Below are 20,146 nucleotides of genomic sequence, written 5' to 3'. Positions count from 1 at the left end.
GCTCACGTCACCCCGTAACGGCCCCCTGGTTCGCCGGCCGGGCGAGCGCCGCGAATTTCGCGAGCACGCCGCGCGTATAGCGGGGCGCCGGCTGGCGCCACGCGGCGCGGCGGCGTGCGAGCTCCGCGTCGTCCACATTCAGCTGCAGCAGCAGCCGGTGCGCGTCGATCGTGATCGAGTCGCCTTCCTGCACGAGCGCGATCGTGCCGCCGACGAACGCCTCCGGCGCGACGTGGCCGACCACCATGCCCCAGGTGCCGCCCGAGAAGCGGCCGTCCGTGATGAAGCCGACCGATTCGCCGAGCCCCTTGCCGATGATCGCGGAGGTCGGCGCGAGCATTTCCGGCATGCCGGGGCCGCCTTGCGGGCCGAGATAGCGCAGCACGAGGATGTCGCCCGCGCGGATCCGGTCGCCGAGGATCGCATCCATCGCGCTCTGTTCGTCGTCGAACACGCGGGCCGGGCCGGTGATCACCGGGTTCTTCAGGCCGGTGATCTTCGCGACCGCGCCATCTTCCGCGAGATTGCCCTTCAGGATCGCCAGATGGCCTTCCTGGTACAGCGCGCGGTCGATCGGGAAGATCACGTCCTGGTCGGCGCGCGGCACGCTCGGCACGTCCTTCAGTTCGTCGGCGATCGTGCGGCCGGTGATCGTCATGCAGTCGCCGTGCAGCAGCCCCGCGTCGAGCAGGATCTTCAGCACCTGCGGAATCCCGCCGGCGCGGTGCAGGTCCGTCGCCACATACTTCCCTGACGGCTTCAGGTCGCAGATCACGGGCACGCGCTTGCGGATGCGTTCGAAATCGTCGATCGTCCAGTCGACCTCGGCCGCGTGCGCGATCGCGAGATAGTGCAGCACCGCATTGGTCGAGCCGCCCGTGGCCATGATCACCGACACGGCGTTCTCGATCGCTTCCTTCGTGATGATGTCGCGCGGCTTCAGGTCGTGCTTCACTGCCTCGACGAGCACCCGCGCCGATTCGGCGGCCGAATCGACCTTCTCCTGGTCGGGGTTCGCCATCGTCGACGAATACAGCAGCGACATGCCGAGCGCCTCGAACGACGAACTCATCGTGTTCGCGGTGTACATGCCGCCGCACGAGCCCGACGTCGGGCACGCGTTCTTCTCGACCCCTTCGAAGTCCTCCTGCGACATCCGGCCCGCGGTGAATTCGCCGACGGCCTCGAACGACGACACGATCGTCAGGTCGCGGCCCTTCCAGTTGCCCGGGCGGATCGTGCCGCCGTACACGTAGATGCCCGGCACGTTCAGGCGCGCGAGCGCGATCATGCCGCCCGGCATGTTCTTGTCGCAGCCGCCGACCACCACCACGCCGTCCATCCATTGGCCCTGCACGCAGGTCTCGATGCAGTCGGCGATCACCTCGCGCGACACGAGCGAGTACTTCATCCCCTCGGTGCCCATCGACATGCCGTCCGAAATCGTCGGCGTGCCGAAGATCTGCGGATTCGCGCCGGACGCCTTCACGGCCTCGACGGCCGCGTCCGACAGGCGCTGCAGGCCGGAATTGCATGGCGTGATCGTCGAATGGCCGTTCGCGATGCCGATCATCGGCTTGTCGAAATCGTCCTTCTGGTAGCCGAGTGCGTAATACATCGAGCGGTTCGGCGAACGGGCCACGCCTTGCGTGATGTGCTTCGAGCGACGGTTGTACGACATGGGGGACTCCATCGTTGTGTGGGCGTCGCTCGTGAGGGCGCGCCGGTTTGGGTCAATCAAGAATGGAGTTTCCGGATTGGGATGTCCAATATATTATTTGTCGCCTATTAAGTCTTTTTGCGAATGAGTCAAGCATGGCCGATCCGACACCCGACTTGCGCCAGTGGCGTTATTTCGCGACCGTGGCCGACGAACGCCATTTCGGCCGCGCGGCCGAGCGCCTGTCGATGACGCAGCCGCCGCTGTCGCAGGCGATCCGCGCGCTCGAGGACGCGCTGGGCGTCGCGTTGTTCGTGCGCACCAAGCGTTCGGTGGCGCTGACGGCGGTCGGCGCGGCGCTGTTGCCCGACGTGCGTCGGCTGCTGGCATCGGCCGATGCGCTGCCGCCGCTCGCGCGGCGGCTCGCGCGCGGCGAGGCCGGCTCGCTGTCGCTCGCGTTCGTGTCGACCGCGGATTACGGGCTGCTGCCGTCGCTGCTGCGCGCGTTCGGCGCACGCTATCCGCAGGTGCGCCTGCAGCTCGCGGAGGCGACGAGCGACGTGCAGATCGATGAACTGGTCGCCGGGCGCATCGACGCGGGGCTCGTCATTCCACCGGTGCCGCCGCGCCACGCAGCCGGCCTGTCGTACCTGCCCGTGGTGCGCGAGCCGCTGGTGGTCGCGATGCCCGCCGCGGCATCCGATGCGGCCGAAGACGTGCCCGTGCACCTCGCCGAAGTGGCCGCGCTGCCGCTCGTGATCTTTCCGCGCCGTTTGGCGCCCGGCTTTTATGACATCATTACGGGCTGCTACGGCGCGGCGGGGGAAACCCCGCGCATCGGCCAGGAGGCGATCCAGATGCAGACGATCGTCAGCCTCGTGTCGGCCGGCATGGGCGTCGCACTGGTGCCGCAATCGCTGCGTAACCTGCGGCGCACCGGTGTGGTCTACCGGCCGCTTGCCGGGCACGCGCCGGTCGTCGAGACCGGCCTCGTGTGGCGCACGGGCGACGTGAGTCCCGTGCTGGCCGGCTTCATCGACGTCGTGCGCGCGCACGGCCCCGCCGCGTGACGTGAACGATGGCGCGCCGGTGCCGTCCAATGCGCGGTGCCGCGTTGTGCTGCGCAGCGCGACTGCCGTACCGCATTCGAAAACTTCTTCGCTAACCCATGATCATTCACCCGAATTTCGACCCCGTTGCGATCCATCTCGGGCCGCTGGCCGTGCGCTGGTATGGCCTCATGTATCTCGTCGGCTTCATCGCGGCGATCGTCGTCGGCCGGATCCGCCTGAAGCTGCCGCATGTCGCCGCGCAGGGCTGGACCGCGAAGGACATCGACGACATGATGTTCTACGGCGTGCTCGGCACCGTGCTGGGCGGCCGGCTCGGTTATGTGTTGTTCTACAAGGCCGATTTCTATTTCTCGCATCCGCTCGACGTGTTCAAGGTGTGGGAGGGCGGCATGTCGTTTCACGGCGGCTTCCTCGGCGTCACGCTCGCGATGATGCTGTTCGCGTGGCAGCGCAAGCGCCCGTGGCTGCAGGTCACCGACTTCGTCGCGCCGATGGTGCCGACGGGGCTCGCGGCCGGGCGCCTCGGCAACTTCATCAACGGCGAGCTGTGGGGCCGCGTGACCGACCCCGCCGCACCGTGGGCGATGCTGTTCCCGGGCGCGATGCGCGACGACGCGGCCTGGCTGCCGAAGCATCCGGCGCTCGTCGAGCAGTGGCATCTCGCCGACGTGTTCATGCAATACCAGATGCTGCCGCGCCATCCTTCGCAGCTCTATGAAATCGCGCTCGAAGGCATCGCGCTGTTCTTCGCGTTGTTTTTCTTCGCGCGCAAGCCGCGGCCGATGGGCGCCGTGTCCGCGCTGTTCCTGATCGGCTACGGCCTCGCCCGTTTCACGGTCGAGTTCGCGCGCGAGCCCGACGACTTCCTCGGCCTGCTTGCACTGGGCCTGTCGATGGGGCAGTGGCTGTCGTTGCCGATGATCCTCGCGGGCGTCGCGCTGATGGCCTGGGCGTATCGCCGCCGTGCGGCGAACGCCGCCGCGTAATGTGAAATCGATGCGCGCGCAACCGTCGCGCGCATCGGCAATCTGCAGGCGCATAAAAAACGCCGGCCCGAGGGCCGGCGTTTTTCGTTTCCGACATCGCGTGGCGCGTTACTTCATCTGCACCGAGCCGTTGACGGTAACCGACACGGTCGCCTTGCCGCCGTCGACCGCGATCGGCGCGCTCATCTTCGCGCTGTCCATCGGCGCCGCGGCCATCGCCATCATGCGCGGGTACGGCTGCACGTTGCGGCCGCTGCCGACGTTCACGTCGCGAATCGTGTAGCTGCTGTAGCCGAATGCCTTCGCGGCTTCGTCCGCGCGTGCGCGGAACGACTTGATCGCCTCGGTCGTGAGCTTCTGCTCGGCCGTGCGCTGCGCTTCAGGCGACAGCGAGAACTCGACGTTCGCGACCTGCATCAGGTTCGACAACTGGCCCGCGAGCTTCGACGCCGCGGCGAAATCGCGCGATTCGAGCGCCACCTCGGTACGGCCGCGCCACGCGGAAATCTTGCCGTCGCGATCGGTGCTCGGATACACGGAGAATGCACCCGTGTGTGCGGTGACGCCCGACACGCCCTTTGCCTGCGACAGCGCCGCGTCGGCGCGCTGGTTCAGCTGCGCCGTCAGGCTGCCCGGATCCTTGGCCTGCTGCTCGTAGAACAGCGTGATGTGGATGATGTCCTGCGGCACGTCGGCGCTGGCTTGCGACGACAGCGACAGCACGCCTGCCGGCTCGGGGAAATGCGGGTTGGCGGTTTGCGCGTGCGCGGCCGGCGACGCGAGCGTCAGCGCGACGGGAACGGCGGCGGCGAGGGCGAGCGACAGCGCGAGAGCGGATTTCTTGGTCATTGTTGGACTCCTTGTGCGAGGGCGCGCACGCGGATCACGCGTGCGCGACGCGGGCGTACCGCGCGACGAAATAAACGACGGCCGGCCCGATCGGCCGACAGCGGTTGCTTAGGCTGCGCAAAAGTGCCGCGAGTTCCGTGCCGGCCGCGCGTGCTGACCAGATTTGACCTTTGGCGCGCGCCTACTTCATCAGCTTTTCGGTGATGAAGCGCCATTCGGCGCGCGTCACGGGTGTGATCGACAACCGGTTGCCCCGGGCCAGCACGCGCATGTCGGCGAGTTCGTCGTGCTCGCGCAGTGCGGCAAGCGGCACGAGCGGCGACTTCTTCACGTAGCGCACGTCGACGAGCAGCCAGCGCGGCGCTTCCTGCGTCGATTTCGGGTCGTAGTAGGGGCTTTTCGGATCGAACTGCGTGGGATCGGGGTAGGGTGTCGACGACACTTCGGCGAGGCCCGCGATGCCCGGCTCGGGGCAGCTCGAGTGATAGAACAGCACGCCGTCGCCGATCTTCATCGTGTCGCGCATGAAATTGCGCGCCTGATAATTGCGCACGCCGGTCCACGGCAGCGAGCGCTGCGGAGCGTTGGCGAGATCGTCGATGCTTGCTTCGTCCGGTTCGGACTTCATCAGCCAGTATTGCATGGATCGTGATCGACGCAGAAAGGGCTGCTACAAAAGAAAACGGCACCGGGACTCGCCCGATGCCGTTGGATAGGCCCCCGCCTTGGCCGCTAGGCCGGCATCCTGAACCTGGGGTTCAGAATTGGTCGCAGTTAGCAGCACTTCGGGTACATCAGACAGAGTGACGCGCGCGCCCGTGCTACAAATTTCCGCAACCGTGCACATGGCATTGGTTCAAGGAATATATGACCTTGGCGAACCAGGCAGGGAAGCTGACTGAACTGTGATTCGATGCGCCAATTTGACCACCGTTGACCGCCGAGATCAAGGGGAATCGACGCATCGTTTGAAACGTTACTGCGTCTCGTGCTGTGCGAGCACCGCGCCGAGCTGTTCGTTCATCTGGTGCATTGTACGACGGATTTCCTCCGCCGGAAATGCTTCACCGTGCCGCACGCTCGTTTGCAGCCGCAGCAATTCCGATGCGAGCGACAGCGCCGCCATCACCGCAATGCGATCGGTGCCGCGTACCGAACTGTTCGAGCGGATTTTCGACATTTCGGCGTCGACGCGCGCGACGGCCTCGAGCAGTGCCGCTTCGGTCTCGGCCGAACAGGCGAGCCGATAGGCCTGACCGAGAATCGAGACTTCGATCTGCTTGGTGCTCATGCATGTTCTCCGTGGCTGGCCGCGTCATCGCCATCCGGGCGTGCCTGCGCATCCAGCAGGTCGAGCTGGTTGTCGGCTTGCTCCGCGCTTTTCGAGCGCGGTAGCTTTTCGAGAATCGCGTTCAGTTTCACCTGGGCGTCGTCGATCTTTGCCGACAGCGTGTCGCGCTCGGCCGCGAGCGCATTGCGTTCGTCGCGCAGTGCCGCGAGTTCCGCGCGGACCGTGTCCGCTTCCGCGCGCAATTGCGCGACCTGCTCCTCGAGCGCGAGCCGTTCCGCGTGATAGCGCTTGTTCAGCGAAATCAGACGGCCAATATTTTGAGATAAGGTTTCGAGTTCGTTGAGCATTTGCTGCGTCCTCTAAAGACCCAGCATTTTAGCGCGGAATAACGCGCAATCCGACATCTGTAACGTTTCCAGTCGTAACACCCCGGCTTCTTGCCGCGAATCGGTGCTTCCCGTGCGTGTCCGGATGCTTCCTTGACGCTCGCGCGACCGGCTCCTAAACTGGCGCCGCCTCGGTGCTCGCGCGTGGCACGCGCGGTTAAACGGGAAGCAGGGCGTGCGCTCCGGGAGCGTGCCAACCTGCGCTGCCCCCGCAACGGTAAGCGGCCGCGTCCGTCGACGCAGGCCGGCTCGGGCGCGTTTTGCGTGCAGGTGTCGCACGCGGGCGCGGGCCACTGCGCGTGAAACGCGCGGGAAGGCGAGCCGGACCGCCGCCAGCCCGGATACCGGCCGAGACGGGAAGCCCGCACGGGTTTCATGACGCGCGGCCTGCGGGGAGGCGGGGCGCGCAACGCTTCACGGAATGTTCTTCGATGCTGACCCCAATCGTCCGCGCGGCGTCCCCGTCACGTCCGGCCGGCCACCTCGAGCGGATGCGCCGCGCATCATGCGCGCGGCCGTGCACGGCATGAGCGCCGCGCGCGCCGCCGCGATCTGGGCCGCGCTGGCCGCCGCGGTCGCGCTGCTGTTCGTCGCGTCGCTGTCGATCGGCAGCGTGCCGATGTCGCCGTGGCAGGCGCTCGCGTCGCTCGTCCCGCATGGCGGCGACGCGCTGTTCGCCGAGATCGTCCGCACGCTGCGTCTGCCGCGCGCGCTCGCCGGCTTCGCGTGCGGCGCGCTGCTCGCGCTGGCCGGCGCGCTGTTGCAGGTGCTGCTGCGCAACCCGCTTGCGGAACCGTACGTGCTCGGCGTGTCCGGCGGCGCGGCCGGCTTCGCGCTCGTCGCGATGATTGCCGGCGGCGCATGGTGGCTCGTCGACGCGTCGGCATTCGCCGGTTCGCTCGTCTCGGTCGCGCTCGTGCTCGGTCTCGCGCGCCGCGCGTTGTGGCGCGGCGATTCGCGCGACGCGTCGCCGCGCCTGCTGCTCACCGGCGTCGTGATCGCGGCCGGGTGGGGCGCGCTCGTCACGCTGTTGCTGTCGCTCGCTCCCGATGCGCGGCTGCGCGGCATCATCTTCTGGCTCACGGGCGACCTGAACGGCGTGACGGCGCCCTGGTTCGCATGGGGGGCGCTGTTGCTGGCCGCATGCGTCGCGCTGCCGGCCGCGCCGCAACTGAACGTGCTGCTGCGCGGCGACGCGACCGCGCAGGCGCTCGGCGTGCCCGTCGCGCGCCTGCGCGTGCGGATCTATCTCGTCGCGTCGCTGGCGGCCGCTGCCGCGGTGACGACGGCCGGCACGATCGGCTTCGTCGGCCTCGTCGTGCCGCATGCGCTGCGGCTCGCGTTCGGCAACGACCAGCGGATGCTGCTGCCGGCCGCGATGCTCGCGGGCGGCGGCGGCGTGATGGCGGCCGACCTGCTCGCGCGCACCGCGATCGCGCCCGCGCAGTTGCCGGTCGGCGTGATGACCGCGTTGATCGGCGTGCCGGTGTTCCTGTGGATGTTGTTGAGGAGGCCGATGCGATGACGGATGCCGCACTGCACGCGGGCGGCGGCGAGCTGCGCTGCATGGCCGTCGACCTGACGCTGAAGGCCGGCGCGCGCACGTTGCTCGACGGGTTCACGCAGGCGTTTCGGCCTGGCGAGATCTGGTGCGTCGCGGGGCCGAACGGCGCCGGCAAGACGACGCTGCTCGCGACGCTCGCGGGGTTGCAGCCGCCGGCCGGCGGACAGGTCGAGATCGACGGCCGGCCGCTGGTCGCGTGGCCGCCCGGGCCCCTCGCGCAGCGTCGCGCGCTGATGCCACAGCAGCTGCACGACGCGTTCAGCGCGACGGTGCTCGACACGGTGCTGCTTCACCGCTATCCGTATCTCGGCGGCTGGGGCTGGGAGCGCGACGGCGATCGCGCGGCCGCGTACGACGCACTCGCGACGTTCGATCTGACCGCACTCGCGTCGCGCGATGTATTGTCGCTGTCGGGCGGCGAGCGGCAGCGGGTCGCGCTGGCCGCGACGCTGTGCCAGGATGCGCCGCTGATGCTGCTCGACGAACCGCTCGCGCATCTCGACCTGCATCACCAGATCGACTGCCTGACCGCGCTGGGCGCATGGCTCGACCGGGGCCCGCGCACGGTGCTGTTTTCGTGCCACGACCTGAATCTCGCGCGGCGTTTCGCGACGCACGCGTTGCTGCTCGACGGCCGCGGCCGCGCGTCGGCCGGCCCCGTGCACGACGTGCTGACGCCCGAACGCGCGAGCGACGCGTTCGGCTATCCGCTCGTGCTGATCCGCGAGAACGGCCGCGATGCGTTGCTGCCGGCATGGCCTGCGCGACCATGACCTTTCCTTTTCCGATTCCTTCGATGCGCGGCGCGTGCCGCGCCAACGACACGGCTTCCCGATGACGACTTCGACCCCCTTCCCGCCCGCGATCGCGCCGCTCGACGACGCGCTGCGCACGCGCCTGCAGCATGTGATCGACCACAAGACCAAGCCGCCGGGCAGCCTCGGCCAGCTCGAGGCGCTCGCGCTGCAGATCGGCCTGATCCAGCATACCGAGCGACCGGTCGTGCAGCGCCCCGTGACGATCGTGTTCGCCGGCGATCACGGGATCGCCGCCGAGGGTGTCAGCCCTTATCCGCAGGCGGTGACCGCGCAGATGGTCGCGAATTTCCTGGCCGGCGGCGCGGCGATCAACGCGTTCTCGGGCGTCGCGCAGAGCGCGCTCGAGATCGTCGATGCGGGCGTCGCGTCGCCGTTGCCGCTGTCGGACCGGCTGGTGTCGCTGCCGGTCGCGCGCGGCACGCGCAACTTCGCGGCGGAGCCGGCGATGTCGCGCGACGAGGCGATGACGGCGCTCTCCGCCGGCGCGGCGCGCGTGCGCCTGCATGCATCGCTCGGCACGAACGTGATCGGCTTCGGCGAGATGGGGATCGCGAACACGTCGTCGGCCGCGTGCCTGATGAGCCGCCTCCTCGACGTGCCGATCGACGCATGCGTCGGACGCGGCACGGGCCTCGACGACCAGGGGCTCGCGCACAAGCGCGCGGTGCTCGGCCGTGCGCTCGTCAAGCATTCGCATGCGATCGCGCCGCTCGACGTGCTCGCGACGTTCGGCGGTTTCGAGATCGCGATGATGACGGGCGCGTATCTCGCGGCCGCGAGCGAGCGGATGACGATTCTCGTCGACGGCTTCATCGCGACGGCCGCGCTGCTCGTCGCCGAACGCATCGTGCCCGGCGTGCGCGACTACTGCGTGTTCTCGCATACGTCGCACGAGGCCGGCCACCGGCGCATGCTCGAGCATTTCGGCGCGAAGCCGCTGCTCGCGCTCGACCTGCGGCTCGGCGAAGGCACGGGGGCGGCGCTCGCGCTGCCGCTCGTGCGCGCGGCGGCGGCCTTCCTCAGCGAGATGGCGAGCTTCGAGTCGGCCGGCGTCGACAATCGTGACGCCTGATCGCGTGCGCGGCGTGCGGGCCGAACTGCGCTACTTCTTCGTCGCGCTCGGCTATTTCACGCGCGTGCCGGTGCCGCGTTCGATCGGCTACGCGGCCGGCGATCTCGACCAGGCCGCGCGTTATTTCCCGCTCGTCGGCGCGTGCGTCGGCGCGTGGGGTGCGCTCGTCTATCTCGCCGCGCTGCGGGTGCTGCCCCCGTCGATCGCGGTCGGGCTGTCGATGGCGGCAACCCTGCTCGCGACCGGCGCGTTCCACGAGGACGGCCTCGCCGACAGTTGCGATGCGTTCGGCGGCGGTTATACGCGCGACGACGTGCTGCGCATCATGCACGACTCGCGGATCGGCACGTTCGGCGCGGTCGCGCTCGTGATCACGCTCGGCCTGAAATGGCAGGCGCTTGCGTCGATGCTGCCGCTGCGCGCCGCATGGACGATGATCGCCGCGCATGCGGCGAGCCGCGCGGCGGCCGTGAGCCTGCTGATGACGCTCGACTACGTGCGGCCCGAAGGCAAGGCGAAGCCGGTCGCGCAGCGGATGGGCGGTCGCGCGGCGTGCGTCGCGGCGGTATTCGGATTGCCCTGGCTGTTCTGGCCCGACTGGCGCATGGGCGTTGCCGTTTGCGCGGCGCTCGTGCTCGTGCGCGCATGGGCAGCCCGCTATTTCGTGAAGCGGATCGGCGGTTATACGGGCGACTGTCTCGGCTTCGCGCAGCAACTGTGCGAACTGGCGATCTATCTCGTGGTGCTCGGATGGACGTCGTCCTGATCCGTCATCCGGCCGTCGATATCGAGCCGGGCATCTGCTACGGGCGCAGCGACGTGCCGCTCGCCGCGCCGGCCGACGCCGGCGCGCGGGCCGTGCGTGCGCATCTGTCGGCGCTCGGCGCGCCGTTGCCCCGACAGGTCTGGACGAGCCCGTTGACGCGCTGCGTATCGGTTGCCGAGTGGCTCGCGCAGGTGTTCGACGTGCCGCTGCGGTGCGATGCCGACTGGCAGGAGATGGATTTCGGCGCGTGGGAAATGCAGCGCTGGGACGATATCGATCGCGCGGCGCTCGATGCATGGGCGGCCGACCTGATGCATGCGTGTGCGCACGGCGGCGAAAGCGTCGCGCGGCTCGTCGAACGGGTGGCACGGCGGGCCGATGCGCTTGCGCGGTTCGATGAACCGCAATGGGTCGTCACGCATGCGGGCGTGATCCGCGCGTTCGCGTCTCACGTATTGCGGGTCCCCCTCGAGACGCTGCTGTCGCGGCCGGTGCCGACGGGCGGAGGTGTCTGGCTGCGGGCGGACCACGGCGCGCGAGCATGGGAAGTCATGCACTGGAGCGCATAGGCGCGCAATGCGCCGGCGGCGCGTGACTCAGCGCGCCGGCCGCCGCGCCCGCGCGGCATCGAGATCCTCGCACAGCGCGGCCGCGCCCTGTGCGATCCGCGGCGACGGCCGCGTCAGCAGATCGCCGTCGATCGCGAACAGGTTGTTGCGCGTCACGGCCGTCAGCGCGGGCCACGCGCGCCAGCGCGCCAGGCTCGGCAGCGGTTCGTTCGAACGGGTCGCGCCGGCGCTCGTCGTCACGATCGCTTCCGGATTGGCCGCGAGCACGGCCTCGTCGGTGACGGTCGGTGCGAGCGGCTTGAGCGACGCGAACACGTTGCGGCCGCCGCATAGCTCGATCACCTCGTTGATCAGGTGTGTGCCGTTGAGCGTCGTCAGCGGCCGGTCCCAGACCTGGAAGAACATCGTGACGGGCGCGCGCGCCGCGTGGCGTGTGCGCAGTGCCGCGATGTCGCGCGTATAGGCGGCCGCGGCGACATCGGCCGCCGGCTGCGTGCCGAGCAGCGTGCCGAGCCTGCGCAGCGACGACGACACGTCGTCGAGATGCTTCGGTTCACTGAAGAACAGCGGGATATGCAGCGCACGCAGCGCGTCGGTCTGCCGCTCGGCGTTGCCGTGCCGCCAGACGACGATCAGGTCGGGTTTGAGCGCGGCGATCCGTTCGAGGTCGAGCGCCTTGTTGTCGCCGACGCGCGGCACCGCCTGCGCGGCGGGCGGATAGTCGCTGTACGTGACGGTGCCGACGAGCTTCGCCCCGCCGCCGGCTGCGTAGACGAGTTCGGTCGCGTGCGGCGCGAGGCTGATCACGCGTTGCGCGGCGGCCGGCAGCGTCACGGTGTTGCCGGCATCGTCGCGTGTGGAGACATCGGCGCGGACGAGCGGCGCGTGCGCAAGCGCGGCCAGCATCGCGACCGGCGCCAGGCGGCGAAACCTGCGCGGGCTCATGCGGGTGCCCGTTGCAGCAGCGGCACGCAGTGCGCGAGCGCGTCGCCGAGGCGCCGCCATTCGGCTTCGCTGCCCGGCAGGCCGACGCGTAGGCTCGACGGTGTCGGGAAGTGCCGCGTCCAGATGCCATGCGCCGCGAGCGCCGCGTGCAGTGCCGCGGCGCGCGGGTCGTCGGTCCAGCTGAAGAGCGGCGTTGCACGAACCGCGAAGCCGTGTGCGCGCAGCAGCGCGGCCAGTCGTTCGCCGTCGGCCGCGAGCCGTTCGCGGGCGGCAGCCTGCCACGCGCGATCGTCGAACGCCGCGGTCACGGCATGACGTGCAGGACCGCCGACCGTCCACGCGCCGAGCATGTCGCGCAGCGCGGCGATCCGTTCCGGGCTCGCGAGCACGAAGCCCGCGCGGATGCCGGCGAGCCCGTAGAACTTGCCGACCGAGCGCAGCACGACGAGCCCCGGGCGATCGACCTGCGGCGCGAGCGATTGCGACGCACCCGTATCGGCGAACGCCTCGTCGACGATCAGCGTGCCGCCGCGTGCCGCCAGTTGCGCATGCCAGCCGAGCAGGCGCTCCGCCGGCACGAATTCGGCGGTCGGATTGTTCGGATTCCCGACCATGACGTGGCGCAGCGTTGCCGGCAGCGTATCGGTGCCGATGTCGAGCGGCACGACGCGATGGCCGTGCCGCGCGAAGGCAGGCGCGTATTCGCCGTACGCGAGCGCCGCGACACCGGCGTCGCCGGCCGGCAGCAACGCGGGCAACGCGCGGATCGCGGCCTGGCTGCCGGCGACCGGCAGCACGTGTGCGGGATCGGGCGCGTGGTAGTACCGCGCGGCGCAAGCCGCGAGGCCGTCGCCGTCGTCGGGCAGCCGCCGCCATGCGTCGGCCGGAACCGGCGGCACCGGATAGCCGACCGGATTGATGCCGGTCGACAGGTCGAGCCAGGCGTCGTACGGAATGCCGTGACGGCGGGCGGCTTCATGCAGGTTGCCGCCGTGCGCGATGGGGGTATCAGACATGATGGGTGGCCATGGCGAGTGCGCCGCTCGCGACCAGCAGCGCGAGCCACAGGGCAAGCGTGCGCGTGACGAGCGACAGCGCGGCGACGATGTGAAGGGCGGTGGCCGAGGCGCCCGTGCCGAGCGCCGGGCGATCCTCGATCTCGCCGTGATAGACGGCCGGACCGCCGAGCTGCACGTTCAGGCTGCCGGCGCCCGCTGCCATCACGGGGCCCGCGTTCGGGCTGTCCCAGTGACGCGCCTGCGTGCGCCAGCAGTGCCATGCGGCGGCCGTGTCGCCGAGCAGTGCGTAGCTCGCGGCCGTGAGGCGGGCGGGCAGCCAGTTCAGCGCGTCGTCGAGACGCGCGGCGGCCCAGCCGAAGGTCAGGAAGCGCGGCGTGCGGTAGCCCCACATCGCGTCGAGCGTGTTCGCGAGCCGGAACAGCAGTGCGCCGGGACCGCCCGCGACGACGAACCAGAAGAGCGCGCCGAAGATCGCGTCGTTGCCGTTCTCGAGCGCCGATTCGACGGCCGCGCGCGACAGCGCGCCTTCGTCCGCGTCGCTCGTGTCGCGCGACACGATGCGGGCGGTCAGCGTGCGGGCGGCGGCGAGGTCGTGCCGCAGCAGCGCGGCGGCGATCGGCGCGACATGGTCGGCGAGGCTCTTCGCGCCGAGCGCGAACCACAGCAGCGCGACGTGCAGCGCGGCCGCGAACGGCCACGGCAGCACGGTGACGAGCCATGCCGCGACGGCCACCGGCGGCACGACGGCCGCGATCCACGCGGCGACGCCGACCATGCGGCCGCGCCGGCCCGTGTTCAGCGCGCCTTCGAGGCGTGCGGCGAGGCGGCCGAACGCGACGAGCGGATGCCAGCCGGCCGGCTCGCCGAGTGCGCGGTCGACGATCGCGGCCGCGACCGCGAGCATCGCGACGACGGGCAGCGACAGCATCAGCATGACGATGCTCCGGCCTTCAGGTCGAGCGGCAACCCGGCGACGAGCAGCGTCACGCGCGTCGCGAGCGCGGCAACGCGCTGGTTCAGGCGCCCGAGTTCGTCGACGTAGCGGCGCGTGACCGACCCGAGCGGCACGACGCCGAGCCCGATCTCGTTGCTGACGACGATCACCTTCGCGCGTGCGCCGCGCAATGCGTGCTCGAGACGGTCGGCCTGGGCCGCGTACTGCGCATCGTCGAGCGGTGCGCCGTCGGCCGGGCACAGCAGGTTCGTGAGCCACAGCGTCAGGCAGTCGACGAGCAGGCACGCGTGCGGATCGTCGAGCCGCGCGAGGGTGCCCGCGAGATCGACGGGGGCATCGGCGAAGCCCCAGTCGGCCGGCCGGCGCGCGCGGTGATGCGCGATGCGCTGCGCGAATTCGGCATCGGCGGCGATCGCGGTCGCGATGTAGGTGACGGGGCGGCCGCTGTCGGCGGCGAGCCGCTCGGCATGGGCGCTCTTGCCCGAGCGCGCGCCGCCGAGGACGAAGGTGAGGTCGTGCGGAATCATCGCGTGATTGTAACGGCGCGCGCGACCCGTCGCGGGCGATAATGCGGCCTTTGCTTAGCGACGACCTTGACACGATGAATGCACCCGAGCCGCGGCCGCGCGGCACGCTGATGATCCAGGGCACGACGTCCGATGCGGGCAAGAGTACGCTCGTCGCGGGTCTGTGCCGCCTCGCGCGCCGCGCCGGCGCACGCGTGGCGCCGTTCAAGCCTCAGAACATGGCGCTCAATAGCGCGGTGACGGCCGACGGCGGCGAGATCGGTCGCGCGCAGGCGCTGCAGGCGCTGGCCGCGGGCGTCGCGCCGCATACGGATTTCAACCCCGTGCTGCTGAAGCCGACGAGCGACCGCGGTGCGCAGGTGATCATTCACGGCAAGGCGCGCAAGAACCTCGACGCGCGCGCGTATCACGACTACAAGCCGGTCGCGTTCGATGCGGTGCTCGAGTCCTATGCACGCCTGCGCGCCGGTTACGACACGGTGATCGTCGAAGGCGCCGGCAGCCCGGCCGAGATCAACCTGCGCGAAGGCGACATCGCGAACATGGGCTTCGCCGAACGCGTCGACTGTCCGGTCGTGCTGGTCGCCGACATCGACCGCGGCGGCGTGTTCGCGCATCTGGTCGGCACGCTCGCGTGCCTGTCGGACAGCGAACGCGCACGCGTGCGCGGTTTCGTGATCAATCGCTTCCGCGGCGACATCCGGCTGCTCGAGCCGGGGCTCGACTGGCTGCGCGCGCAGACGGGCAAGCCCGTATTCGGCGTGCTGCCGTACCTGCACGGGCTGTTGCTTGACGCCGAGGACATGCTGCCCGCGCAGGCGCGCAGCGCCGCCGCGCGCGGCGATGCCGGCGTGCTGCGCGTCGTGGTGCCCGCGCTGCCGCGCATCAGCAACCACACCGATTTCGATCCGTTGCGGGCGCACCCGCAGGTGGAATTCACGTACTGGAAGAGCGGCCCCGTGCCGGACGCCGACCTGCTGATCCTGCCCGGTTCGAAGAGCGTGCAGCGCGATCTCGCATGGTTGCGCGACGCGGGCTGGGAGACGGTGATCCGTCGCCACCTGCGCTACGGCGGCAAGGTGATCGGCATCTGCGGCGGGATGCAGATGCTCGGGCGCACGCTCGACGATCCGCTCGGCCTCGAAGGCGCGCCCGGCAGCGTGCCGGGGCTCGCGCTGCTCGATTTCGACACGACGCTGCGGCCCGACAAGACGCTGAAGAACGTGACGGGGCACCTCGCGCTGCCGGGCGGCGGCGCCGTGCGCGGCTACGAGATCCACATGGGCGACACGCGCGGGCCCGCGCTCGCGGCGCCCGCGCTGACGCTGGCAGCCGGCGGCACGCAGGACGGCGCGCGTCCGGACGGCGCGGTGTCCGCCGACGGCCAGATCCTCGCGACCTACGTGCACGGGCTGTTCGACACGCCCGACGCCTGCGCGGCGCTGCTCGCCTGGGCCGGGCTCGACGGCGCGGCGCGCATCGACTATCCGGCGCTGCGCGAGGCATCGCTCGAGCGGCTGGCCGACACGTTCGCCGACCATCTCGATCTCGACGCGCTGTACGCCGAATTTCGTTGACGCGCGGGCGGCCGGCCCTCGCTTTTTCCGCCCGATCGCGTACAACAGAGGAGGGCGGAGGTCCGCCCGGAGGTGTGCGACGATGAAGGCTCGATGGTGGTGGAGCGTGCTGCTCGCGGCGCTGCTGGGCGTGTCGGCGTTGGCGCACGCATGCGATTCGCCGGCGCCCGGCGGCCCGTCCGGCTCGGGCGACGCGACTCAAGGCAAGCGCGGCTACTGACGTATCGCAACGGGCATGATCGGTCATGCCCTTTTTTTAATCCGATTCGTTCCTGTTTGGAGATAGTTAAAGCGAATTGGCGTGTTTATCGGTCGAAATGATTCGAATAGAGTGCGATCCATTCTCATCCACTCATGAAGGAATCCGCCATGAACGCCAATCGCCTGAACGATTTCGCCGCGACGCTGCTGCGAGTCACGCTCGGTGTGCTGTACCTCGCGCACGTCGCGCAGAAGGTGTTCGTCTTCACGCTGCCCGGCACCGCGCAGTTTTTCGCGTCGATCGGCCTGCCGGGCTGGCTCGCCTACCTGACGACGTTCGTCGAGCTGGCGGGCGGCCTCGCGCTGCTCGCGGGCGTGCGCGTGCGCGTCGCCGCGCTCGTGCTGCTGCCGTTCATGCTCGGCGCGACCGCCGCCCATCTGCCGAACGGCTGGAGCTTCGCGTCGCCGCACGGCGGCTGGGAATATCCGGCGTTCTGGGCCGTCACGCTGGCCGTGCAGGCGCTGCTGGGCGGCGGCGCGTTCGCGATCGGCGCGCCGGAGGCCGCGGTCCGGCGCGCGTAAGTCGGACGAAAGTGGTGCGCGGATCGGCGCAACCCGTTCCGGTGACACCCCGTTTGCCGATATTATCGCTCCCTGTATCCGCAATCGAGCGGCGCCAGCCATGCGGCCGGCGCCGCGTGGCTTCTTCGGGGGAATTCATGACGGTGATCGTGGTGGCGAATCCGAAGGGCGGCGTGGGCAAGAGCACGCTGTCCACCAATCTTGCCGGTTATTTCGCGGCGCAGGGCGCATGGGTCGCGCTCGCCGACCTGGACCGGCAGCAGTCCGCGCATGCGTGGCTCGACCTGCGGCCGGCCGGCCTGCCGCCGATCGAGGCGTGGGATCTCGACCCGGACGCGCCGTCGAAGCCGCCGCGCGGCCTCGAATATGCGGTGATCGACACGCCGGCGGGCCTGCACGGCACCCGCCTCAACCTCGCGCTGCAACTGGCCGACAAGGTGATCGTGCCGCTGCAGCCTTCGATGTTCGATATTCTCGCGACCCAGCAGTTTCTGGAGCGCCTGGCCGGCGAGAAGGCCGTGCGCAAGGGCAGCGTCGAGGTCGGGATCGTCGGGATGCGGGTCGACGCGCGCACGCGCTCGTCCGACCAGCTGCACCGCTTCGTCGAAGGGCTCGGCCTGCCGGTGCTCGGCTACGTGCGCGACACGCAGAACTACGTGCAGATCGCCGCGCACGGCCTGACGCTGTGGGACGTCGCGAAGAGCCGCGTCGAGAAGGATCTCGAACAGTGGCGGCCGATCGTCGAATGGGCCGAGCGCCGGCCGCCGAAGGCGGAAAAGGCCGAGAAGATCGCCAAGGCCTCCTGAGCGCGCAGCCGCCGCGCACGCACGACGAAACGAAAAGGGCCGGATCCCGTGCAGTACGGGATCCGGCCCTTTGTCCGTGGGCGGCAGCCGGGTTACGTCCAGTTCTGCGTCGGCACGTGATCGCGGTGGCCCTTGATCTTGTTGCCGTCGTCGATGAACACGAGCATCGGCTTCCAGCCGGCCTGCAGTTCGGCTTCGTCGACCATCGCGAACGCTGCAATGATCACGAGGTCGCCGAGCTGCGCGCGGCGCGCGGCCGAGCCGTTCAGCGAGATCATCCCGCTGCCGCGCTCGCCCTTGATCGCGTACGTCGAGAAGCGCTCGCCGTTGTTGATGTTCCAGATGTCGATCCGTTCGTTTTCGACGATGTTCGAGGCTTCGAGCAGGTCTTCGTCGATCGCGCACGAACCTTCGTAGTGCAGTTCGCAGTGCGTGACCGCCGCACGGTGGATCTTCGATTTGAGCATGTGGCGCTGCATGGTGTCTCCGTGATGCGATATGAGAGGCGCGGGCGGGCCGCCCGTCAGATTTCCAGGTTGTCGATGAGGCGCGTCGCGCCGAGCTTCGCGGCCGCGAGCACGACGAGCGGCTCGCCGGCTTCGAGTTCGGCGGCGCTCGGCGCGATCAGGTTCGCGCGGCGGCGGATCGACAGGTAGTCGGGCGCCCAGCCGCGCTCGGCCAGGTGCGTGCGCGCCTGTTGCTCGAGCTTGCCGAGATCGCGCTCGCCGCCGAGCACGCTTTCGCGCATGCGCTGCAGCGTCTTCGCGAGCTCCGGCGCTTCCTTGCGCTCGTCGGTCGACAGGTAGCGGTTGCGCGACGACAGCGCGAGGCCGTCCTCGTCGCGCACGGTTTCGGCGGCGATGATGTCGACCGGCAGCGCGAGCTGCTGGCACATGCGGCGCACGATCATCAGCTGCTGGTAGTCCTTCTTGCCGAACACGGCGACGCGCGGCTGCACGCAGGCCATCAGCTTCGACACGACCGTGCATACACCGGTGAAGAAGCCGGGCCGGAACTCGCCTTCGAGGATGCCGCCGAGATCGTCCGGCGGCATCACGCGGTATTCCTGCGGTTCCGGGTACATGTCGCGCTCGGTCGGCGCGAACAGCACGTAGACGTTTTCCTTCTGGAGCTTCTCGATATCGTCCTGCAGCGTGCGCGGGTACTTGTCGAAATCCTCGTTCGGGCCGAACTGCAGCCGGTTGACGAAGATGCTCGCCACGACCGGGTCGCCGTGCTGGCGCGCGAGACGCATCAGCGACAGGTGCCCTTCGTGCAGGTTGCCCATCGTCGGCACGAACGCCGTGCGGTTCTGTCCGCGCAGCTGGTCGCGCAGTTCCTGGATCGAGCTGATGACTTTCATGATCGGGTAGCGGGTTTCCTCGCGCATGCGCGCGTTGGCGCCGCGGCAGCGGCGTCGGGGTCGAAGCGGAGCACGCCGGCGCGCGGGCGGCGCATCGGCGTCGGCGGATTGTAGAGGATTTGGCCGCCGGACGCACCGATAAAAGAACGATCGTTCACTTTTTATCCGGGCGTGGCGGAAACCCGCCCGACGGCCAGCCGCCGCGGCGCGGCGGCGAGCGTGGCGAGGCGCCGGGGAACGGTAAGCGGCGGGGGCGGGTGTTACGCGGGCAGGTACGCGAGGCGCACGTAGATCGGCGCGAACGGTTCGGGCTGCGTGATCTCGACGAGCGATTCGCGTGCGAGTTCGAGCATCGCGATGAAGTTCACGACGACGACCGGCACGCCGCGCGACGTGTCGAACAGGTCGGCGAACTCCATGAAGCGCGCGTTCTGCAGCCGGCGCAGGATCAGGCTCATGTGCTCGCGTACCGACAACTCCTCGCGGGAGATCTTGTGGTGCTGGACGAGCTTCGCGCGCTTGAGCACGTCGGCCCATGCGGCGCGCAGGTCGTCCGAGTTCACGTCGGGGAAGCGCGGCGTGATGCTCTGCTCGATGTAGACCTCGGCGCGCAGGAAGTCCCGGCCGAGCTGCGGCAACTGGTCGAGCCGCTGCGCGGCAAGCTTCATCTGCTCGTATTCGAGCAGGCGGCGCACGAGTTCGGCGCGCGGATCTTCCGCTTCCTCGCCGGTGTCGGCCTTCTTGACCGGCAGCAGCATCCGCGACTTGATCTCGATCAGCATCGCGGCCATCAGCAGGTACTCGGCCGCCAGCTCGAGGTTCGACGTGCGGATCTGGTCGACATAACCCAGATACTGCGCGGTGACCTGCGCCATCGGGATGTCGAGCACGTTGAAGTTCTGCTTGCGGATCAGGTACAGCAGCAGGTCGAGCGGGCCCTCGAACGTCTCGAGGAAGATCTCGAGCGCATCGGGCGGGATGTACAGATCCTGCGGCAGCTTGAAGAGCGGCTCGCCGTACAGGCGAGCGAACGCCGCGACACCGTCGACCGTGTCGGGCGTCGAATCGGCGCCCGCGGGCGCGGCGATCGCGTCGTCCTGCCGGGCGGCGCTGGCCTCGTCGGCGGCGCTCACGTCG

Annotated in this window: 23 protein-coding genes, 1 other RNA gene and 1 riboswitch; of the genes, 11 read left to right on the top strand and 13 right to left on the bottom strand. The window is 69.5% G+C overall.

What is annotated here, in order from left to right; translation table 11 throughout:
- Positions 1-7: 7 nt before the first annotated feature.
- Positions 8-1,681: a dihydroxy-acid dehydratase gene (ilvD, locus tag AC1VVG_RS13050; protein WP_482835732.1), complete on the bottom strand. Its 1,674-nt coding sequence runs from the start codon at positions 1,679-1,681 to the stop codon at positions 8-10.
- Between the two features lie 134 nt (positions 1,682-1,815).
- On the opposite strand from ilvD, the gene AC1VVG_RS13045 reads away from it, so the two are divergent.
- Together AC1VVG_RS13045 and lgt are read left to right on the top strand one after the other, a co-directional pair.
- Positions 1,816-2,730 (top strand): LysR family transcriptional regulator, encoded by a 915-nt coding sequence (locus tag AC1VVG_RS13045; RefSeq protein ID WP_034186274.1) that lies wholly within the window; start codon positions 1,816-1,818, stop codon positions 2,728-2,730.
- Between the two features lie 98 nt (positions 2,731-2,828).
- The gene (lgt, locus tag AC1VVG_RS13040) at positions 2,829-3,719 is read left to right on the top strand and encodes a prolipoprotein diacylglyceryl transferase (RefSeq protein ID WP_034186273.1); all 891 of its coding nucleotides are present in this window, start codon (positions 2,829-2,831) and stop codon (positions 3,717-3,719) included.
- A 108-nt stretch (positions 3,720-3,827) separates the two neighbouring features.
- On the opposite strand, the gene AC1VVG_RS13035 is transcribed toward lgt, so the two are convergent.
- The 5 genes from AC1VVG_RS13035 to AC1VVG_RS13015 form a co-directional block, all read right to left on the bottom strand.
- Positions 3,828-4,568 (bottom strand): SIMPL domain-containing protein, encoded by a 741-nt coding sequence (locus AC1VVG_RS13035; RefSeq protein WP_482835731.1) that lies wholly within the window; start codon positions 4,566-4,568, stop codon positions 3,828-3,830.
- A 181-nt stretch (positions 4,569-4,749) separates the two neighbouring features.
- Positions 4,750-5,211, bottom strand: coding sequence for an EVE domain-containing protein (locus AC1VVG_RS13030; protein ID WP_034178770.1), 462 nt, complete (start codon positions 5,209-5,211; stop codon positions 4,750-4,752).
- A 70-nt stretch (positions 5,212-5,281) separates the two neighbouring features.
- Positions 5,282-5,463: non-coding RNA, 6S RNA (gene ssrS, locus AC1VVG_RS13025), on the bottom strand.
- 81 nt (positions 5,464-5,544) lie between these two features.
- Positions 5,545-5,859 (bottom strand): cell division protein ZapA, encoded by a 315-nt coding sequence (locus AC1VVG_RS13020; protein ID WP_011352906.1) that lies wholly within the window; start codon positions 5,857-5,859, stop codon positions 5,545-5,547.
- Positions 5,856-6,206, bottom strand: coding sequence for an ATPase (locus tag AC1VVG_RS13015; protein ID WP_034186271.1), 351 nt, complete (start codon positions 6,204-6,206; stop codon positions 5,856-5,858). Before AC1VVG_RS13015 ends, AC1VVG_RS13020 begins: the two co-directional genes overlap by 4 nt.
- 154 nt (positions 6,207-6,360) lie before the next feature.
- A riboswitch (cobalamin riboswitch) is annotated at positions 6,361-6,612 on the top strand.
- Between the two features lie 159 nt (positions 6,613-6,771).
- Between AC1VVG_RS13015 and AC1VVG_RS13010 the strand changes: the two genes are divergently transcribed.
- The 5 genes from AC1VVG_RS13010 to cobC all read left to right on the top strand — a co-directional run bounded on the left by AC1VVG_RS13010 (position 6,772) and on the right by cobC (position 11,034).
- Complete coding sequence (locus AC1VVG_RS13010; RefSeq protein ID WP_034186337.1) at positions 6,772-7,770, top strand: FecCD family ABC transporter permease; 999 nt, start codon at positions 6,772-6,774, stop codon at positions 7,768-7,770.
- Complete coding sequence (locus AC1VVG_RS13005) at positions 7,767-8,582, top strand: ABC transporter ATP-binding protein (protein WP_069705615.1); 816 nt, start codon at positions 7,767-7,769, stop codon at positions 8,580-8,582. The genes AC1VVG_RS13010 and AC1VVG_RS13005 overlap by 4 nt, the downstream gene beginning before the upstream one ends.
- A gap of 61 nt (positions 8,583-8,643) precedes the next feature.
- On the top strand, positions 8,644-9,699 hold the full coding sequence (gene cobT / locus AC1VVG_RS13000; RefSeq protein ID WP_482835730.1) for a nicotinate-nucleotide--dimethylbenzimidazole phosphoribosyltransferase: 1,056 nt from the start codon (positions 8,644-8,646) through the stop codon (positions 9,697-9,699).
- Complete coding sequence (locus AC1VVG_RS12995) at positions 9,689-10,465, top strand: adenosylcobinamide-GDP ribazoletransferase (protein WP_034186268.1); 777 nt, start codon at positions 9,689-9,691, stop codon at positions 10,463-10,465. Before cobT ends, AC1VVG_RS12995 begins: the two co-directional genes overlap by 11 nt.
- Positions 10,450-11,034, top strand: a complete 585-nt coding sequence (cobC, locus tag AC1VVG_RS12990) for an alpha-ribazole phosphatase (RefSeq protein ID WP_482835729.1) — start codon at positions 10,450-10,452, stop codon at positions 11,032-11,034. The genes AC1VVG_RS12995 and cobC overlap by 16 nt, the downstream gene beginning before the upstream one ends.
- A 27-nt stretch (positions 11,035-11,061) precedes the next feature.
- Here cobC and AC1VVG_RS12985 read toward each other — a convergent pair whose 3' ends face one another.
- The 4 genes from AC1VVG_RS12985 to cobU are packed head-to-tail and all read right to left on the bottom strand — an operon-like array spanning position 11,062 to position 14,480.
- Positions 11,062-11,979 (bottom strand): cobalamin-binding protein, encoded by a 918-nt coding sequence (locus AC1VVG_RS12985; protein WP_482835728.1) that lies wholly within the window; start codon positions 11,977-11,979, stop codon positions 11,062-11,064.
- Complete coding sequence (gene cobD / locus AC1VVG_RS12980) at positions 11,976-12,995, bottom strand: threonine-phosphate decarboxylase CobD (protein WP_482835727.1); 1,020 nt, start codon at positions 12,993-12,995, stop codon at positions 11,976-11,978. The genes AC1VVG_RS12985 and cobD overlap by 4 nt, the downstream gene beginning before the upstream one ends.
- The gene (gene cbiB, locus AC1VVG_RS12975; protein WP_069705610.1) at positions 12,988-13,932 is read right to left on the bottom strand and encodes an adenosylcobinamide-phosphate synthase CbiB; all 945 of its coding nucleotides are present in this window, start codon (positions 13,930-13,932) and stop codon (positions 12,988-12,990) included. Before cbiB ends, cobD begins: the two co-directional genes overlap by 8 nt.
- Entirely contained in the window at positions 13,926-14,480 is a 555-nt protein-coding gene (gene cobU / locus AC1VVG_RS12970; protein WP_034186263.1) for a bifunctional adenosylcobinamide kinase/adenosylcobinamide-phosphate guanylyltransferase, read from the bottom strand. Before cobU ends, cbiB begins: the two co-directional genes overlap by 7 nt.
- A 74-nt stretch (positions 14,481-14,554) precedes the next feature.
- Here cobU and AC1VVG_RS12965 point away from each other — a divergent pair, with 74 nt between their 5' ends.
- From AC1VVG_RS12965 to AC1VVG_RS12950, 4 genes are all read left to right on the top strand, one after another.
- On the top strand, positions 14,555-16,057 hold the full coding sequence (locus AC1VVG_RS12965; RefSeq protein ID WP_482835726.1) for a cobyric acid synthase: 1,503 nt from the start codon (positions 14,555-14,557) through the stop codon (positions 16,055-16,057).
- 82 nt (positions 16,058-16,139) lie between these two features.
- Complete coding sequence (locus tag AC1VVG_RS12960) at positions 16,140-16,277, top strand: hypothetical protein (RefSeq protein ID WP_482835725.1); 138 nt, start codon at positions 16,140-16,142, stop codon at positions 16,275-16,277.
- Between the two features lie 149 nt (positions 16,278-16,426).
- Positions 16,427-16,840 carry a DoxX family protein gene (locus tag AC1VVG_RS12955; RefSeq protein WP_049028495.1) on the top strand — a complete coding sequence of 138 codons (414 nt, stop codon included), beginning with the start codon at positions 16,427-16,429 and terminating at the stop codon, positions 16,838-16,840.
- A gap of 137 nt (positions 16,841-16,977) precedes the next feature.
- Positions 16,978-17,646, top strand: a complete 669-nt coding sequence (locus AC1VVG_RS12950; protein WP_049028496.1) for a ParA family protein — start codon at positions 16,978-16,980, stop codon at positions 17,644-17,646.
- A 92-nt stretch (positions 17,647-17,738) separates the two neighbouring features.
- Here the strand turns inward: AC1VVG_RS12950 and panD are convergent, their stop codons facing one another.
- The 3 genes from panD to AC1VVG_RS12935 form a co-directional block, all read right to left on the bottom strand.
- Positions 17,739-18,125 (bottom strand): aspartate 1-decarboxylase, encoded by a 387-nt coding sequence (panD, locus tag AC1VVG_RS12945; RefSeq protein WP_482835724.1) that lies wholly within the window; start codon positions 18,123-18,125, stop codon positions 17,739-17,741.
- Positions 18,126-18,169: 44 nt separating this feature from the next.
- A complete protein-coding gene (gene panC, locus AC1VVG_RS12940) occupies positions 18,170-19,009 on the bottom strand; it encodes a pantoate--beta-alanine ligase (RefSeq protein ID WP_034186335.1) in 840 nt (279 codons plus the stop codon).
- A gap of 260 nt (positions 19,010-19,269) precedes the next feature.
- Entirely contained in the window at positions 19,270-20,142 is an 873-nt protein-coding gene (locus AC1VVG_RS12935) for a segregation and condensation protein A (RefSeq protein WP_034186260.1), read from the bottom strand.
- Positions 20,143-20,146: the final 4 nt, after the last annotated feature.

The sequence above is a fragment of the Burkholderia sp. L-4 genome (assembly GCF_056856535.1).
This window is presented reverse-complemented; position numbering and strand designations above follow the sequence as displayed.

Bases quoted from the DNA above. Each gene is read 5' to 3' on its own strand.
- ilvD (WP_482835732.1), bottom strand. From the start codon at position 1,681: ATGTCGTACAACCGTCGCTCGAAGCACATCACGCAAGGCGTGGCCCGT.
- AC1VVG_RS13045 (WP_034186274.1), top strand. From the start codon at position 1,816: ATGGCCGATCCGACACCCGACTTGCGCCAGTGGCGTTATTTCGCGACC.
- lgt (WP_034186273.1), top strand. From the start codon at position 2,829: ATGATCATTCACCCGAATTTCGACCCCGTTGCGATCCATCTCGGGCCG.
- AC1VVG_RS13035 (WP_482835731.1), bottom strand. From the start codon at position 4,568: ATGACCAAGAAATCCGCTCTCGCGCTGTCGCTCGCCCTCGCCGCCGCC.
- AC1VVG_RS13030 (WP_034178770.1), bottom strand. From the start codon at position 5,211: ATGCAATACTGGCTGATGAAGTCCGAACCGGACGAAGCAAGCATCGAC.
- AC1VVG_RS13020 (WP_011352906.1), bottom strand. From the start codon at position 5,859: ATGAGCACCAAGCAGATCGAAGTCTCGATTCTCGGTCAGGCCTATCGG.
- AC1VVG_RS13015 (WP_034186271.1), bottom strand. From the start codon at position 6,206: ATGCTCAACGAACTCGAAACCTTATCTCAAAATATTGGCCGTCTGATT.
- AC1VVG_RS13010 (WP_034186337.1), top strand. From the start codon at position 6,772: ATGAGCGCCGCGCGCGCCGCCGCGATCTGGGCCGCGCTGGCCGCCGCG.
- AC1VVG_RS13005 (WP_069705615.1), top strand. From the start codon at position 7,767: ATGACGGATGCCGCACTGCACGCGGGCGGCGGCGAGCTGCGCTGCATG.
- cobT (WP_482835730.1), top strand. From the start codon at position 8,644: ATGACGACTTCGACCCCCTTCCCGCCCGCGATCGCGCCGCTCGACGAC.
- cobC (WP_482835729.1), top strand. From the start codon at position 10,450: ATGGACGTCGTCCTGATCCGTCATCCGGCCGTCGATATCGAGCCGGGC.
- AC1VVG_RS12985 (WP_482835728.1), bottom strand. From the start codon at position 11,979: ATGAGCCCGCGCAGGTTTCGCCGCCTGGCGCCGGTCGCGATGCTGGCC.
- cobD (WP_482835727.1), bottom strand. From the start codon at position 12,995: ATGTCTGATACCCCCATCGCGCACGGCGGCAACCTGCATGAAGCCGCC.
- cbiB (WP_069705610.1), bottom strand. From the start codon at position 13,932: ATGCTGATGCTGTCGCTGCCCGTCGTCGCGATGCTCGCGGTCGCGGCC.
- cobU (WP_034186263.1), bottom strand. From the start codon at position 14,480: ATGATTCCGCACGACCTCACCTTCGTCCTCGGCGGCGCGCGCTCGGGC.
- AC1VVG_RS12965 (WP_482835726.1), top strand. From the start codon at position 14,555: ATGAATGCACCCGAGCCGCGGCCGCGCGGCACGCTGATGATCCAGGGC.
- AC1VVG_RS12960 (WP_482835725.1), top strand. From the start codon at position 16,140: ATGAAGGCTCGATGGTGGTGGAGCGTGCTGCTCGCGGCGCTGCTGGGC.
- AC1VVG_RS12955 (WP_049028495.1), top strand. From the start codon at position 16,427: ATGAACGCCAATCGCCTGAACGATTTCGCCGCGACGCTGCTGCGAGTC.
- AC1VVG_RS12950 (WP_049028496.1), top strand. From the start codon at position 16,978: ATGACGGTGATCGTGGTGGCGAATCCGAAGGGCGGCGTGGGCAAGAGC.
- panD (WP_482835724.1), bottom strand. From the start codon at position 18,125: ATGCAGCGCCACATGCTCAAATCGAAGATCCACCGTGCGGCGGTCACG.
- panC (WP_034186335.1), bottom strand. From the start codon at position 19,009: ATGAAAGTCATCAGCTCGATCCAGGAACTGCGCGACCAGCTGCGCGGA.